Origin of the sequence: Mesorhizobium sp. B2-3-2, from assembly GCF_006442295.1 — a bacterium.
Classification (GTDB): Bacteria; Pseudomonadota; Alphaproteobacteria; order Rhizobiales; family Rhizobiaceae; genus Mesorhizobium.
Window position 1 is genome coordinate 673,571 of record NZ_VFWA01000002.1, and the last position, 15,341, is coordinate 688,911.

General features: G+C 63.1%; 12 protein-coding genes. 7 read left to right on the top strand and 5 right to left on the bottom strand.

Annotation, left to right across the window (positions count from 1 at the left end; translation table 11 throughout):
* Positions 1–24 precede the first annotated feature (24 nt).
* The gene (locus tag FJ964_RS08550) at positions 25–957 is read left to right on the top strand and encodes a neutral zinc metallopeptidase (protein WP_140549958.1); all 933 of its coding nucleotides are present in this window, start codon (positions 25–27) and stop codon (positions 955–957) included.
* Positions 958–1,116: 159 nt separating this feature from the next.
* Positions 1,117–2,382: a TCR/Tet family MFS transporter gene (locus FJ964_RS08555; RefSeq protein ID WP_140549959.1), complete on the top strand. Its 1,266-nt coding sequence runs from the start codon at positions 1,117–1,119 to the stop codon at positions 2,380–2,382.
* Between the two features lie 13 nt (positions 2,383–2,395).
* Here the strand turns inward: FJ964_RS08555 and carA are convergent, their stop codons facing one another.
* A complete protein-coding gene (gene carA, locus FJ964_RS08560) occupies positions 2,396–3,607 on the bottom strand; it encodes a glutamine-hydrolyzing carbamoyl-phosphate synthase small subunit (protein WP_140549960.1) in 1,212 nt (403 codons plus the stop codon).
* A gap of 278 nt (positions 3,608–3,885) precedes the next feature.
* On the opposite strand from carA, the gene FJ964_RS08565 reads away from it, so the two are divergent.
* Entirely contained in the window at positions 3,886–4,335 is a 450-nt protein-coding gene (locus FJ964_RS08565) for a GatB/YqeY domain-containing protein (RefSeq protein WP_140549961.1), read from the top strand.
* A gap of 53 nt (positions 4,336–4,388) precedes the next feature.
* Here the strand turns inward: FJ964_RS08565 and FJ964_RS08570 are convergent, their stop codons facing one another.
* On the bottom strand, positions 4,389–5,378 hold the full coding sequence (locus tag FJ964_RS08570) for a hypothetical protein (RefSeq protein WP_140550021.1): 990 nt from the start codon (positions 5,376–5,378) through the stop codon (positions 4,389–4,391).
* A gap of 488 nt (positions 5,379–5,866) precedes the next feature.
* On the opposite strand from FJ964_RS08570, the gene FJ964_RS08580 reads away from it, so the two are divergent.
* The gene (locus tag FJ964_RS08580) at positions 5,867–6,424 is read left to right on the top strand and encodes a GNAT family N-acetyltransferase (protein ID WP_140549962.1); all 558 of its coding nucleotides are present in this window, start codon (positions 5,867–5,869) and stop codon (positions 6,422–6,424) included.
* Positions 6,425–6,532: 108 nt separating this feature from the next.
* On the opposite strand, the gene FJ964_RS08585 is transcribed toward FJ964_RS08580, so the two are convergent.
* From FJ964_RS08585 to FJ964_RS08595, 3 genes are all read right to left on the bottom strand, one after another.
* Positions 6,533–7,717, bottom strand: coding sequence for an MFS transporter (locus FJ964_RS08585; protein WP_140549963.1), 1,185 nt, complete (start codon positions 7,715–7,717; stop codon positions 6,533–6,535).
* A 102-nt stretch (positions 7,718–7,819) separates the two neighbouring features.
* Positions 7,820–8,029 carry a DUF2061 domain-containing protein gene (locus FJ964_RS08590; RefSeq protein WP_140549964.1) on the bottom strand — a complete coding sequence of 70 codons (210 nt, stop codon included), beginning with the start codon at positions 8,027–8,029 and terminating at the stop codon, positions 7,820–7,822.
* Between the two features lie 208 nt (positions 8,030–8,237).
* The gene (locus tag FJ964_RS08595; protein ID WP_140549965.1) at positions 8,238–9,899 is read right to left on the bottom strand and encodes a Na/Pi cotransporter family protein; all 1,662 of its coding nucleotides are present in this window, start codon (positions 9,897–9,899) and stop codon (positions 8,238–8,240) included.
* 390 nt (positions 9,900–10,289) lie between these two features.
* Between FJ964_RS08595 and FJ964_RS08600 the strand changes: the two genes are divergently transcribed.
* From FJ964_RS08600 to rpoD, 3 genes are all read left to right on the top strand, one after another.
* Positions 10,290–10,685: an RcnB family protein gene (locus tag FJ964_RS08600; RefSeq protein ID WP_140495913.1), complete on the top strand. Its 396-nt coding sequence runs from the start codon at positions 10,290–10,292 to the stop codon at positions 10,683–10,685.
* Between the two features lie 141 nt (positions 10,686–10,826).
* Positions 10,827–12,761, top strand: coding sequence for a DNA primase (gene dnaG / locus FJ964_RS08605; protein WP_140549966.1), 1,935 nt, complete (start codon positions 10,827–10,829; stop codon positions 12,759–12,761).
* 519 nt (positions 12,762–13,280) lie between these two features.
* Positions 13,281–15,305 (top strand): RNA polymerase sigma factor RpoD, encoded by a 2,025-nt coding sequence (gene rpoD, locus FJ964_RS08610; RefSeq protein WP_140495911.1) that lies wholly within the window; start codon positions 13,281–13,283, stop codon positions 15,303–15,305.
* The last annotated feature ends 36 nt before the right edge of the window (positions 15,306–15,341 follow it).

The following is a 15,341-nucleotide window of genomic DNA, read 5'->3' on the forward strand; positions in this document are numbered from 1 at the left end:
GTAAATTCGCAGCGGGGAGTTGCCATGCTCTGGAGAGGCCGTCGTCAGAGTGACAATGTCGAGGACCAGCGCAGCAGCGGCGACGGCGGATTTGGTGGCGGCGGACCCGGCCAGTTCCGCATTCCGATCGGCGGCAGCAGCGGCGGCGGCATGTCGATCTCGACCATCATCATCCTCGTCGTGCTCTATTTCGGCCTGAAAGCCTTCGGCATCGATCCGATCCAGGTGCTGAGCGGCGGCGGTGGAGGCCTGCTGCCTGGCGGCGGCGAGATAACGGACAACAGCGGCAGCCAGGACGGCGGCACCGGTGCGCCGGCTTCCGACGAGATGAAGCAGTTCGTGGCAACCGTGCTGGCCGAGACCGAGGACACATGGACCGGTATCTTCAAGGCCAACGGACTGACCTATGAGGACCCTAAGCTGGTGCTGTTCAGCGGGCAGATCCGCTCGGCCTGCGGCTTCGCCTCGTCGGCGGCCGGACCGTTCTATTGCCCCGGCGACCACAAGGTCTATCTCGACATGACATTCTTCCAGCAGTTGGACCAGCAGTTCGGCGCCTCGGGCGAGTTCGCGCGGGCCTATGTGATCGCGCATGAGGTCGGCCACCACGTGCAGAATCTGACCGGCATCATGTCCAAATTCAACCAGATGCGGCAAAGCATGGACGAGGCCGAAGCCAACCAGATGTCGGTGCGCGTCGAGCTTCAGGCCGACTGCTTCGCCGGCGTCTGGGCGCATTATACGGCGCAGAAGGGCATATTGGAGCAAGGCGATATGGAAAGCGCTCTGAATGCCGCCAGGCAGATCGGCGACGATACGCTGCAGAAGAAAATGCAGGGCTATGTGGTGCCCGAAAGCTTCAACCACGGCACGTCGGCGCAGCGGCAGACCTGGCTGGCGCGCGGCTACAAGAGCGGCAAGCTTTCCGACTGCGATACGTTCAACAACCCGATCTGAGCATCCCGGTTCTTTCACGGGTGACCTGACGGCAGGGATGCCGTCAGGGGATGTCAGGATGCGAACGTCCTGCTTGTTCCCTCATTGTTCCTGACGGCGGGCTCACCTATAAGTGCCTCCGCCTGTGCGCCAGGCGTCGGGCAAGGAGCAAACGAACCCATGATCGATCCCAAAACCGCCAAGCGGGGTCTTGCGCTCGTCTTCACGACGCTGCTCCTCGACATCATCGGCTTCGGCATCATCATGCCGGTGCTGCCGGCCTACCTGCAAGAGTTGACCGGCGTCGGCGTCTCTGAGGCGGCGATCGAAGGCGGCTGGCTGTTCTTCGTCTATGCGGCCATGCAGTTCTTCTTCGCGCCCATCATGGGCGGGTTGAGCGACCGGTTCGGCCGGCGGCCGATCCTTCTCGCCTCCGTGCTGACGTTTTCCATCGACAATCTGATCTGCGCCATAGCCTGGTCCTACCCGATGCTGTTCATCGGGCGCGTGCTGGCCGGCATTTCGGGCGCCAGCTATTCGACCACATCAGCCTTCATCGCCGACATCTCGAACGATGAGAACCGGGCCAAGAATTTCGGCCTGCTCGGCATCGCCTTCGGCGTCGGCTTCGTCATCGGGCCGGTCCTTGGCGGCCTGCTCGGCACCTTCGGGCCGCGCGTGCCGTTCTTTTTCGCCGCGGGGCTTGCTTTTGTGAACTTCCTGATCGCGCTGTTCCTGCTGCCCGAAACGCTGGACGAAAAGCACCGCCGCCGCTTCGAGTGGAAGCGCGCCAACCCGGTCGGCACGCTTCTGCAGATGCGCCAATATCAAGGCATTGGCTGGATCGGACTGGTCTTCTTCCTGATGACGCTCGGCCACATGATGTATCCGGCGGTCTGGTCGTTCGTCTCCAACTATCGCTATGGCTGGAACGAGCAGCAGATCGGTTTTTCGCTCGGCGCTTTCGGCCTGTGCGGTGCCATCGTCATGGCAACGGTGCTGCCACGCATCATTCCCAGGCTTGGCGAGTGGAGGACGGCGGTGATCGGTCTGGCGTTCACGGCGCTCAGCGCTTTCGGCTACGCCTTCGCGACGCAGGGTTGGATGATTTATGCGGTGATCGTCGTCGGCTGCCTGGAAGCGCTGGCCGACCCGCCGCTCAGGAGCCTCGCCGCCGCCAAGGTGCCGCCTTCGGCGCAGGGTGAATTACAAGGCGCGATGACGTCGATCTTCTCGATCACATCGATCATCACTCCGCTGCTCTATACCGCGATCTTTTCCTGGTTCACCGGGCCAAGCGCGCCAGTGACCTTCGGCGGTGCGCCTTACCTGGTTGGCGCGGTTTTCCTAGTGCTGGCGCTCGTTGTCTTCGTTACGAAAGTGGCGAGGCCCGCGGCACTCGGAACGGTCACCAAAGGCGTCGCGGAAGATGGGGCACGCGTATGAGGATCTGTCGGGACTAAGCCCGTTCGGCCAGCAGTTCCTCGCCGCGCTTTTCGCGGATCAGGTTGACGAAGCGGCGGAACAGATAATGCGAATCCTGCGGGCCGGGAGAGGCCTCCGGGTGGTGCTGGACCGAGAATACCGGCCGGCCTGTCAGCGCGATGCCGCAATTCGAGCCGTCGAACAGCGAGACATGGGTTTCCTCGACGCCTGACGGCAGCGAGTCGGCGTCGACGGCAAAGCCGTGGTTCATCGAGACGATCTCGACCTTGCCCGTGGTGTGGTCCTTGACCGGGTGATTGGCGCCGTGATGGCCCTGATGCATCTTGGCGGTCTTGCCGCCCAGCGCCAGCGCCAGCATCTGGTGGCCGAGGCAGATGCCGAACACCGGAATATCGGTCTTCAACAGGTCCTGGATGACGGGCACGGCGTAGTCGCCGGTCGCCTCCGGGTCCCCCGGGCCGTTGGACAGAAAGATGCCGTCCGGCTGCATGGCGAGGATCTCCTCGGCGCCGGTCTTGGCCGGAACCACGGTCACCTTGGCACCAAGCCCCGCAAGCAGGCGCAGGATGTTGCGCTTGACGCCATAGTCGATGGCGACGACATGCATGGAGGGCTCGTCCTGTTCGCCAAAGCCCTCGTCCCACACCCAAGGCGTCTCGCGCCACACCGAGGATTGGCCTGACGTGACCTCTTTGGCGAGGTCGAGGCCGATCAGGCCGGACCACGCGGCGGCGCGGCGCTTCAGGTCGTCGAGATCGAAGACGCCGTCGGGCGCGTGCGCGATAACGGCGTTGGGCATGCCCTTTTCGCGGATCAACGCGGTCAGTGCGCGCGTGTCGATGCCGGAGAGGGCGACGATGCCGCGCTTCTTCAGCCACTGGTCGAGGTGGCCGGCAGCGCGGTAGTTGGAGGGATTGGTGACGTCGGCCTTGAACACGGCGCCGACGGCGCCGGCGCGAGCGGCCGGATTGAGGTCCTCGATGTCTTCGCCATTGGTGCCGATATTGCCGACATGCGGGAAGGTGAAGGTGACGATCTGGCCGGCATAGGACGGATCGGTCAGGATCTCCTGGTAACCGGTGAGCGCGGTGTTGAAGCAGACCTCGGCGACCGCCGAACCCGTTGCGCCCAGGCCGCGACCCTCGATGACGGTGCCGTCGGCCAGCACCAGCAATGCCGTCGGTTTCTCGGTTGCCCAAGCGGGGGTGGACGCGGTGTCGGCCATGGCGGCACTCCTATCAGGCCGCGCGCTTCAAACCGGCCCAGCGGCCCATTTGCGCGGCAAACGGCGCGGAGCGGCGAATTCGCGGCCTCCACGCACTCAAGCTTCAGTTCATGCAAGGCCCAGTACATAGGGGAAGGGGGCAGGTCGGTCAATGATGATGGGAAATGCCGCTGCGATTTATTTCATTGAGCAATATCATAGGCTTGCCTCAACATATCAGGGTTTGCGTTGGTCCGCACCGGGCGCTATTGTCCGCGCCGACCGAAGGAGAAAGCACGATGCGCGCAAAAATCGCCGAATCCCTGAAGAGCGCGATGAAGGCGCAGGACAAGCACCGGCTGCCGACATTGCGGCTGATCCAGGCCGCCATCCACGATCGCGACATCGCCAATCGCGGTGCCGGCAAAGAGCCGGCCAGCGATGAGGAGATCCTGCAGATCCTGGCCAAGATGGTGAAGCAGCGCGAAGAATCGGCCAAGGCCTTCGAAGACGGCAAGCGTCCGGAACTGGCCGCGCAGGAGCGCGGCGAGATGGCGATCATCCGCGATTTCCTGCCGACGCAACTCGACGATGCCGCCATCACCGCCGCGGCGCGTGAGGCGATCGCAGCGACCGGTGCGGCCAGCCAGAAGGACATGGGCAAGGTGATCGCGGTGCTGAAGCAAAAATATGCCGGCCAGATGGATTTCGGCAAGGCAAGCGGGATCGTCAAGGGGCTGCTGCAGTAGGGTGCTGTTTCTCTTGGCTTGCAAAGTCCGCAATTCGGCACTGTGGGCGAACTTCACGGCTCCTTGCAGATCGGCACCGGCTGCGGCGGTGGTGGCGGGTGGTCCTTCCTGTATTGGGCAATGATCGGCTCGAGCGTCTTTCGCGGCCAGAATTTCGGAGAGCCGATTTCCTTCAGGCAGGATGCGTTCCAATAGGGCCCAGCGCCCGACAGCGAACGACCCGCCGCCACCATTTGCGCAACGGCGGCGATGTCGCGCGATTCAGGGTAGATGTAGAGCGTCGTCGGATTGTCCTTCACCATCTGGACGATCTGCCGCGCATCCGCCGCCGACCAACTGGTGCAGCCATTGCTGCGGCCGCCGGCATAATCCACCAGCTTGCCGAACGGCACGTAGCCGTCATGGTCGGCATGCGAGCTGGCCGGGTCTTTGCGAAGACACATTCCCTTCAACACTTCCGCCGGATGCCCGCCGATCACGCGCTGCCTGGCGTTCGCGGCCTCGCCCTCGCCGTCGAACTGCACGAAGGTACGCATGAAAGCCACGTCCTGCTTCGCCGCGGTGCGATAATAGCCCTTGAACGAGGTTTTGGCCTCCCCGGTCATATAGGCGCCGCCGGCGGTCAGTGACGAATCCAGCGCATTGCCGAAGTTTTTCGCGCAACGCTTGCCATTGGCGAAATCGGCGACGCCCTTCAGATTCCGGCCGCTGCCGTGGCCCGCCGAAACCGCGCGAAACGCCCGGCTGGCTTCGCAGATGATGTAATAACGGTGACCCAGTTGGTTGTTGCCCAGATCGCTAGGGCGCGTCGCATCCATGGCGAAGTAGCATGGATTGTTAACAACTCCTGCGCCGACTTTCTTCAGGTAAAGCGCACGGGCCCGCTCCAGGACCACAGCTGAGATCTGGCCATCACCTTCGCCGACATGGGCCTGCAGCCATGCCGGAATGGCCGAGGGCGCGGCAAAGGACCGTGCCGTCAAGGCAACGACAACGAGGAGGAGGCTGGCGACGACACCCAGCGGGACAGATATCAACCGCACCGGACCCATTCTCCTGTCGAAGCGTTTGCGTTTTTCTTGGTGAATCACTACGACACGATCATAAATCGGCTCGCGCCCTCCGGCGAAACACATCTTGTTCAGCGCTTCCCGCATATATGCGCGTTTTCGACCCGCCAGCATTGCGGTATCGTCTGATTCCGGCGCGCCCACGCCTCCTCCCTCAGTCGGGAAAGCATTGTTCATGCGGGGCAATCCGATCACCGGACCAACTGTGCAGGTCCGCACATTGAAGCTTTTGCGCGCGACAGGGGCGTGATCCTGGTGTTCATCATCGCAGATCGACAGGTCATACGATCCATCGATGAAGCCGTTTCCCGATATCAGTGACGTCCGGTTGCCGAACCCGCTGGATCTGTCGCTGTTCAGCAAGGCGTGTTTCCTCAACAGCGGCGAGATCCGCTTCCAGCCCGCTTGAGCGTTCCAGTGGCCATCGCTATGCCTGCTTGGCCTGCGAGGGAGCATGGATCATGATCGAAATTGTCAAGCCCGGGCTCGAGCATCTGGCGTCCTACAAGGCTGCGCTCGAGCGCGGCTGGTCGCCCGACAATGTACGGCTCATGGAGGCAACGCGCGAGCAGCTTGCGGCAATCGATGAGGATCCGGCGGCGTTCCTGGCCAGCCTCGATGATCCCGAGGCCAAGGGGCCGCCGATCACCTTGCCCGACGGCAGACAGGTCCCGCGCCTGCCGGGTTTCAGGCGCTGGATATGGGACGGCGAGGCGTCAGGCTCGATCGGCCTGCGCTGGCAGAAGGGCACGTCGGCGCTGCCGCCGCACGTGCTTGGCCATATCGGCTATGCCGTGGTGCCGTGGAAACAGCGACGCGGCTATGCGACGGAAGCGCTGCGGCTGATGCTGGATGAGGCGAGGGCGGTCGGCCTGGCTCATGTCGACATCACCGCAAAACCTGGCAATCCGGCCTCGCACAAAGTGATCCTGGCCAACGGCGGCAGACTGGTCGAACGTTTCTTCGAAGATGCCGCCTATGGCGGAGCGGAGAGCCTGCGGTTCCGCATCGATCTGTAATGCGTTGGAGCTGCGCAACCACCGGGGAGACATGACTGTTCATCGCGTCGCTTGCGCCGGTGGACGCCCGGATCAGGCATGATCGGGGTATGTCGTGGCGCGGATAATCTACTCCGCCGCTGCCGTCAGCGGTGGCGTGGCGTTGCTGCGCCACTCCCAGATGTGCGAGGCGAGCGCCACCGCGACGGCGACCAGCATCGCCAAAGCGCCAAGCAGCGGCAGGCTGCGATAACCGTAACCGCCATTGAGCATGGCGGCACCGAGCGATGCCGCGAGCGCTATACCGACATTGAAGCCGGATGGGATCAGCGAGGAGGCCAGGTTCGAGGCATCCGCAGTCCAGGACAGGATGCGGGTCTGAATCGGCGTACCGATGGCGAAGTTGAGGCCGCCCCAGATGACGATCGCCACGACCATCGGCACGGGATAGGGGCTGACGGCATAGATCACCGCAAGCGTCACCGCCTGCAGGGCCAGCATGGTGATCAGCGAGGGCATCAGCTTCCAGTCGGCTAGCCTGCCGCCGAGGAAGACGCCAAGCGTGGCGCCGACGCCGTTGAGCAAGAGCACCCAGGGCACCAGGTCCTCGTCGAGGCCGGTGACCTCGAGCAATGTCGGGGTGATGTAGGTGAACAGGCCGAACTGGCCTATCATCAGCATCAGCATCAAGATCAGCGAGGTCCAGACCTGCTGGCGGGCAAGCACACGGACCTCGCGAGCGAGGCCGGCCGGTTTGGCCAGATAGCCTGTGGTGCGCGGCAAAAGAGCTGCCATGGCAAGCGTGGCCGCCACGCCCAATGCGCACATAACCCAGAAGGTCGCGCGCCAGCCCCAAATGTTGCCGATGGCAGTGCCCGCTGGCACGCCGATCACGTTGGAGACGGTGAGGCCCGACAGGATGACGGCCACCGCCATGCCGCGCTGGTCCTCGCGCACCAGCCCGACCGCCACCACCATGGCGACGCCGAAATAAGCGCCATGCGCGACTGCGACGGCAATGCGCAGAAGCAGCATCGAGGTGAAGTCGGGCGCCAGCGCGCAGGCCGCCTGACCGATGGTGAAGGCGACGGCGAGGCCGAGCAGCAAGGTCTTGCGCGGCAAGGACTTGGTGGCAAGCGCCAGAAGCGGACCGCCGATGGCGATGCCGCAGGCATAGCCGGAGACGAGATAGCCCGATGTCGGAACCGAAACGCCAAGCCCTTGTGCCACCTGCGGCAGCACGCCGGCGATGACGAATTCGGTGGTGCCGAAAGCGAAGGCAGCGATGAACAGGGCGATGAGCGGAAGCGACATGGCGGGAATTAAATCCTCGAATGGAGGCCTCAAACCACGGATGCGCGCTGCCGGCAATCCAGAAATTTTTGTCGCCGCTTTAGCTTTTCTTGATCCCCGGGTTCAGAACGGGGTCTTGCGTCCATAAGGAACCTTCAGCCATGCCCGCTCGTGAAAATAATAGAGCAGCGACTTGGTGAAGACCTCGGTCACCCCGATGGCGGCCGCCAGCTTGACGCTTCCGGTCATCACCAGCGAGATGATCATCGTATCGATGGTGCCGGTCACGCGCCACGAAAGCGCCTTGGCGAAACTGCGCGAATGGGTATCCATCGATCTCCTCCGAAAGCTTTGGCTGATATGCCTAGCCCGAGCGATGGAAACGCGGCAATGGCAATTTGCCGCGGAAAGGCAGACGCATGCAATTTTGTGCATACAGTTTTGCGGGGAGTGCGGCGCTCTCCCTGCTGCTCTCGTTTGTTGGGGGGTGGCGTCGCAAAGCCAGGTCGTATGAGGTTTCCCAAGGGAGAGATGTCGTTGATCAGCTCGCCTTCAACCTGGATCCGCCGAGGAGGCCGCGTTCTTCCAGCACGGGATAGGCCATCGATGCCAGCAGCGAGTTGATCTGTTTGAGATCGCGGATCGTGTCGAGGTGGATCGAACTGGTCTCGACGCTTTTGGCAGTGCCTTCGCGCAGCCGCAGGAAATGGCTGGCGCTGGTCTCTTTTTCGGCGTCGCGCAGCCGTTCCTTCTCCAGCACCAATTGGCGAGCTGTCTCGGCATCGCGCGACACCAGCACGTTGAAGGCAAGCCGCGCATTGGCGAGCACCGAGGCGTGGAAGGCGCACAGCTCGCTCCAGCCCTCGTCGGTGAATTCCAGCCCACGGTCGAACTTCTTCTTCACATGCACCAGCATGTTGCGCACGATGATGTCGCCGACCTGCTCCAGCTTGACGCAGGCGCCGATCAGTTCCTGGCAGCGCAACGCCTCGTCCTCGGTGAGCGGGTTCTTGGTGACCTTGGCGAGGTAGAGCTTGATCGCCGCGTGCTTGCGGTCGACGCGGTCGTCAAGCGCGGCCAGCGCCTTGATCTTGTCGGCATCGGCGCTCTCGTAGAGCTCGATGATGCGCTTGAGCATGATCTCGACCGTCTCGCAGACCCGCACCACCTCGCGGGTGGCATTGGCCAGCGCCTGGCTCGGCACGTCGAGCGCGCTTTCGTTGAGCGCCGAGAGTTCGACCACGTCAAGCGTGGCGGCTGGCGCCTTGGTGCCGAGCGCCACGATCTTCTCAGAGGCGCGGTAGACGAGACCCGCCAGCGGCAGGCCGGCGAGCAGGATCAGCACATTGAACAGGATGTGGGCATTGACGATCTGGTCCGCTGCCGTCGCGCCAAGGAACGCGAAATGCGGCCTGAAGATCATGACCAGGATCAGCATGACCAGCGAGCCAAGCCCGCGCATCAAGAGATTGCCGATCGGCACTACGCGCACTTCGGGGCCGGAGGAACGGGTCAGCATGGGCGCGATGATCGACGAACCGAGATTGACACCCAGGATGAGGACGACGCCGAGTTCCGGCGTGATCAGGCCGCGGCCCGCCAGCGTCGCCATCAACAGGACCGCGGCGATGCTCGACTGGAACAGCCACGTGGTCAGCGCCGCCAGCAGATAGGCGGTGATGGAATCGCCGGAGAAGTAATTGATGATGACCGGCATCAACTGGCTGTTGCGCAGCGGCTCGGATGCCTGACCGATCATTTCCAGCGACAGGATCAAAAGGCCGATGCCGACCAGGATGCGACCGGTCTGGCGCCAGTCGCGCCGCTCGGTGGCCATGAACATGACCGTGCCGGTGATCAGGCAAAGCGGCACCAGCAGGGTGAGGTCGAAGGTGAGCAGCTTGACCACCAGAGCCGAACCGATCTCGGCGCCGCGCACGGCCAGTTGCCCGGCCGCGCCCGAGACGATGCCGGAGCCGGCGAAAGAGCCGACCAGCAGCGTGACGGCGGTGGAGCTCTGCAGCGCTATAGCGAGGCCGGTGCCGGCCAGCACCGCCATGACAGGATTGCGCATGGTGGCGCGCAGCTTGTGGCGCAGCACGTCGCCATAGGCGCGCTCGACGCCGGTTTTCACCATGCGCGTGGCAAACAGCATCAACGCCACGGCGCCGGCCAGATGCAGAAGAACCACGGAGCCGCTCATTGCGGCGCACCGATACAGGCAAAGCCGGCGACACAGGCAGCGCGGCGGCCGGGGGAAAGACGAGGGGTGCGAATCATGATCATGGCGTTGGCAGATAATAGCTCGAATATTTTAGCCGGATAATAAAAATTTGTCGATTTCAAGGGCTCCCCACGCGCGACGGGACGTGTCGGAGAATGGACGGATGCCGAAATGGTTGCATGAGCCTCGCCGCCTTGACGCAGCGGATCGGCCGGTGTTGCCGCCCGCCCTTCGCCCGGAATTTGCGAGGATGTTCAACCAATCGGCCTAAAGCTTCGAATTTATTACGGAATTGTAATGCGCATGTTCAGTTTCGGTTCATTCTTCGACGGCTATTTCTGCGGCATCGACAACCAAGGAGATTCCTTCATGAAACGCATTGTTCTTTCCGGTCTTGCATTCTCGATGCTCGCCGCTACGTCCCTGACGGGCCAGGCCGCGCCGCTCAATGCGCCGGTCGCGCCGCAGTCGAATTACACCAACGTCGACTGGCAGAAGCCCACCAACCGGGATGTCAGGAAACGCGTCATCCAGAAGCGCGTTATCCAGAAGCGCATCATTCAAAAGAAGGTCGTCGTGAAGCGGAACAACTGGCGCAATGGCCAGAAATATTCCGGCTGGCGGCAGCACCAGCCGGTCCGCGATTATGGTCGCTACGGCCTGCATCGTCCCGGCCGTGGCCAGGAATGGATCCGCGTCGGCAACGACTATGTGCTGGTCGGCGCCCTCTCCGGCATCATCTTTGGCGCCATTGCCGCGCAGTAATGTCCCGATAGTGCCAGACTGGAGGAAGGGCGGCCCGCAACGGCCGCCTTTCCTTTTGCCCTGTGGAAACCGGGCATCGTCAGCATTAGGGGTCGCCGGACTTCGCGGGCATGATTATATGGGGGATAAACGAGTTCCCCGATGCGCTTTCCGCCCGCCTTCCTCGACGAGATACGCGACCGCGTGCCGATTTCGCAGGTCATCGGCCAGCGCGTCGCCTGGGATCGCAAGAAGACCAATGCGTCGCGCGGCGATTATTGGGCCTGCTGCCCGTTCCATGGCGAGAAGAGCCCGTCCTTCCATTGCGAGGACAAGAAGGGCCGCTATCATTGTTTCGGCTGCTCGGTCTCGGGCGATCACTTCAAGTTCCTGACCGAGCTTGACGGACTGAGCTTTCCCGAGGCGGTCGAGAAGATCGCGGACATGGCCGGCGTGCCGATGCCGGTTCGCGACGTGCAGGAGGAGCGGCGCGAGAAGGAACGCGCCAGCCTCACCGACGTGATGGAAATGGCGACTGCCTTTTTCCAGGAGCGGCTACAGGGCGCGGAGGGCGCCAAAGCCCGTGCGTATCTGCGCGACCGCGGACTGACGCCCGCGACGCAGCATGCGTTCCGGCTGGGCTATGCGCCCGACAGCCGCAATGCGCTGAAGGAGCATCTGGCCGCAAAGGGCGTGCCGAAGGCCGACATCGAGGCCTGTGGGCTGGTGCGCCATGGCGACGACATTCCGGTCTCCTATGACTGGTTCCGCGACCGCATCATGTTCCCGATTCCGGATTCGCGCGGCAAGATCATCGCTTTCGGTGGGCGAGCGCTGACGCCGGATGCGCTCGCCAAATACATGAACTCGCCCGATACCGAGCTCTTCCACAAGAGCAACGTGCTGTACAATTTCGCCCGCGCGCGAAAAGCGCTGGCCAAGGGCGGCACGGTCATCGCTGTCGAAGGCTATATGGATGTCATCGCATTGGCGCAGGCCGGCTTCGAAAATGTCGTGGCGCCACTCGGCACGGCGCTTACCGAAAACCAACTCGAACTGTTGTGGCGTATGGCCGCCGAGCCGGTGCTGTGCTTCGACGGCGACAAGGCTGGGCTGAAGGCGGCATGGCGGGCCGCCGACATGGTGCTGCCCGTAGTCCAGGCCGGGCGCACGGCGCGCTTCGCGCTGCTGCCGGAAGGCAAGGATCCAGACGACCTGGTCAAGGCGGAGGGGCCGGACGCCTTCCGCGCCGTGCTGGCGGAAGCGCGTCCTCTTGCCGATCTGTTATGGATGCGCGAAACGGCGGGCGGCGTCTTCGACACGCCGGAGCGGCGGGCCGAACTGGAGAAGCGGCTGCGCGAACTGACCAGCCGCATCCGTGATGAAAGCCTGCGATATCACTACCAGCAGGAGATGCGCGAGCGCGTGCTGAGCTTCTTCGGTTCTCAGCGCGGAACGCGGCAAGGTCGTCCGGACTGGAAACCGGGGCAGGGCAAGGCGCCCGCTCCCGGCGGACAATTCGCTAAGGCCGGCGGTGGTCGCATCGCCATCACGGAAAGCCTCGGCCAGTCGGCACTGGTCAAGCGCGGCAACGAAGGAATGCCGGTGCGCGAAGCGACGATCATCGTGGCACTGGTCAACCACCCGGCGCTGATCGACGAGAATTTCGCCCATGTCGAGTTCCTCGATCTCGCCAACTCCGAGTTGAGGCGGCTGCACGGCGCCATCCTCGACGCGATGGCGCATGACATGGCCAATGACCGCCACGCCGTGGTGGCGACGATCGAGCGCGCCGGCTGCGCCGAGATCTGGGAGCGTGCCGTCGGCCTGATCAGGCGGGCGCGGCAGTGGCCGGCGCTGGAGACGGCAGCGCTCGAGGATGCCCGCGACGCTCTGAACCAGGCGCTGCACTTGCAGCGCAGCGCGCGCACCTTACATAAGGAGCTGAAACAGGCGGAAGCGGCGATGGATGCGGATCCTTCGGACGAGAATTTCCGCCATCTGATCGAAATTCAAGCGCAATTTCGGGATGTACAAGCGACGGAAGCGCTGATCGAAGGCTTCGGTGTTTCGTCGGGCAGGGCTGGTCGGGCCTGAAGCATGGTTCCGAAAGCGGGACCTGGTTTCGGGAACGATCATGCTCCAGCAGAAGAAAGGCGGAGCTCATTCCGGCCCGAGGGTTGGGACGGGGTCGTGCCAGCAAGTGCAGGAATGACGGCGTGGTCATGGATCTTCTAGAGCCGGACCGCGCTAAGTCGGGTAATTGATTCGCTTTTTTCATGCGAATCATGCGAGAGGCGCTTGACCTTCCGGCAGAATGGCGGAATCAGGACGATTCGAAACGTTAACCCGCACCCGCGTCGACGGGAAAAGCAGCGATGTGAGGTCTTGGTCACTGGACAGGCAGCCAGCCTGCCACAGATATCAGGGTTAATCTGGACTTAATGCATGTCGCCCAAAAATGGAAACCGGTTTTGGGCGACGACAGGGCACCAACAAAGAGATGATGCAGTTATTGGCCCGGTGAAGCGCGTTGCAAAAGCGAGCCCAGCCGATTTGACCGGTCCGACAGCTTGCGCGGCCTCGATGTCGGGCCGCTAGGAGAAGATAAAGACTATGGCGACAAAGGAAAAGGAAGAGGTCGAGACCGAACGCGAAGGCGCCACCGATGGCCCTCTGCTCGACCTTTCCGATGATGCTGTCAAGAAGATGATCAAGGCCGCCAAGAAGCGCGGCTATGTCACCATGGACGAGCTGAATTCGGTGCTGCCCTCCGAGGAAGTGACCTCCGAGCAGATCGAGGACACGATGGCGATGCTGTCCGACATGGGCATCAACGTCGTAGAGGACGACGAGCAGGGCGAAGAGGCCGAGGCCGGCGACACCGCGGCGGATGCCGAGGAAGACGCCAACGAGCTGGCCGAGCAGACCGGCACCGCCGTTGCCGCCACAACCACGAAGAAAGAGCCGACCGACCGCACCGACGATCCGGTCCGCATGTACCTGCGCGAAATGGGTTCGGTCGAGTTGTTGTCGCGCGAGGGCGAAATCGCCATCGCCAAGCGCATCGAGGCCGGCCGCGAGACGATGATCGCGGGCTTGTGCGAAAGCCCGCTGACCTTCCAGGCCATTATCATCTGGCGCGACGAGCTCAACGAATCCAAGATCCTGCTGCGCGAGATCATCGACCTCGAAGCCACCTATGCCGGCCCCGAGGCCAAGCAGGCGCCGGTGGTGGAGCGCGTCGAGGAAGCGCCCAAGGTCGAGGAAAAGCCGCGCCGCGGGCGCGACGATGAAGACGACATCACCAATGTCGGCGCCGACACGCGCGGCATCGGGGATGATGACGAGGAGGACGAGGACGAGGCCAGCCTGTCGCTGGCGGCAATGGAAGCCGAGCTGCGCCCGCAGGTCATGGAAACGCTCGACGTCATCGCCGACACCTACAAGAAGCTGCGCAAGCTGCAGGATCAGCAGGTCGAGAACCGGCTGGCCGCGGCCGGCACGCTGTCGCCCAGCCAGGACCGCCGCTTGAAGGAGCTGAAGGACCAGCTCATCAAGGCGGTAAAGTCGCTGTCGCTCAACACGGCGCGCATCGAGGCGCTGGTCGAGCAGCTCTACGACATCAACAAGCGCCTGGTGCAGAACGAGGGCAAGCTTTTGCGTCTCGCCGAAAGCTATGGCGTGCGCCGCGAGGAGTTCCTGAAGGAATATCAGGGCTCCGAACTCGACCCGAACTGGACGCGCTCGATCGCCAATCTGACCTCGCGCGGCTGGAAGGAGTTCACCAAGAACGAGAAGGACGCGATCAGGGATCTGCGCGCCGAGATCCAGAATCTGGCCACGGAAACGGCCATCTCGATCCTGGAATTCCGCAAGATCGTCAACCAGGTGCAGAAGGGCGAGCGCGAAGCGGCTATCGCCAAGAAGGAAATGGTCGAGGCCAATCTGCGCCTCGTCATCTCCATCGCCAAGAAATACACCAATCGTGGCCTGCAGTTCCTCGACCTGATCCAGGAAGGCAATATCGGCCTGATGAAGGCCGTCGACAAATTCGAGTATCGCCGCGGCTACAAGTTCTCGACCTACGCGACATGGTGGATCCGGCAGGCGATCACGCGTTCGATCGCCGACCAGGCGCGCACCATCCGCATTCCGGTGCACATGATCGAGACGATCAACAAGATCGTGCGCACCTCGCGCCAGATGCTGCACGAGATCGGCCGCGAGCCGACGCCGGAGGAATTGGCCGAGAAGCTCGCAATGCCGCTCGAAAAAGTGCGCAAGGTGCTGAAGATCGCCAAGGAGCCGATCTCGCTCGAAACGCCGGTCGGCGACGAGGAGGATTCGCATCTGGGCGACTTCATCGAGGACAAGATGGCGATCCTGCCGATCGACGCGGCGATCCAGGCCAATCTGCGCGAGACCACCACGCGCGTGCTCGCCTCGCTGACGCCGCGCGAGGAGCGAGTGCTGCGCATGCGCTTCGGCATCGGCATGAACACCGACCATACGCTCGAGGAGGTCGGCCAGCAGTTCTCGGTCACCCGCGAGCGTATCCGCCAGATCGAAGCCAAGGCATTGCGCAAGCTCAAGCACCCGAGCCGCTCGCGCAAGCTGCGCAGCTTCCTCGACAGCTGAGACTTGCCAATCGGTATTGGAGAAAAGGGCGCCCAT

What these genes read in the sequence shown, in the direction of transcription:
- FJ964_RS08550 (WP_140549958.1), top strand. Translation starts at nt 25, where the DNA reads ATGCTCTGGAGAGGCCGTCGTCAGAGTGACAATGTCGAGGACCAGCGC.
- FJ964_RS08555 (WP_140549959.1), top strand. Translation starts at nt 1,117, where the DNA reads ATGATCGATCCCAAAACCGCCAAGCGGGGTCTTGCGCTCGTCTTCACG.
- carA (WP_140549960.1), bottom strand. Translation starts at nt 3,607, where the DNA reads ATGGCCGACACCGCGTCCACCCCCGCTTGGGCAACCGAGAAACCGACG.
- FJ964_RS08565 (WP_140549961.1), top strand. Translation starts at nt 3,886, where the DNA reads ATGCGCGCAAAAATCGCCGAATCCCTGAAGAGCGCGATGAAGGCGCAG.
- FJ964_RS08580 (WP_140549962.1), top strand. Translation starts at nt 5,867, where the DNA reads ATGATCGAAATTGTCAAGCCCGGGCTCGAGCATCTGGCGTCCTACAAG.
- FJ964_RS08585 (WP_140549963.1), bottom strand. Translation starts at nt 7,717, where the DNA reads ATGTCGCTTCCGCTCATCGCCCTGTTCATCGCTGCCTTCGCTTTCGGC.
- FJ964_RS08590 (WP_140549964.1), bottom strand. Translation starts at nt 8,029, where the DNA reads ATGGATACCCATTCGCGCAGTTTCGCCAAGGCGCTTTCGTGGCGCGTG.
- FJ964_RS08595 (WP_140549965.1), bottom strand. Translation starts at nt 9,899, where the DNA reads ATGAGCGGCTCCGTGGTTCTTCTGCATCTGGCCGGCGCCGTGGCGTTG.
- FJ964_RS08600 (WP_140495913.1), top strand. Translation starts at nt 10,290, where the DNA reads ATGAAACGCATTGTTCTTTCCGGTCTTGCATTCTCGATGCTCGCCGCT.
- dnaG (WP_140549966.1), top strand. Translation starts at nt 10,827, where the DNA reads ATGCGCTTTCCGCCCGCCTTCCTCGACGAGATACGCGACCGCGTGCCG.
- rpoD (WP_140495911.1), top strand. Translation starts at nt 13,281, where the DNA reads ATGGCGACAAAGGAAAAGGAAGAGGTCGAGACCGAACGCGAAGGCGCC.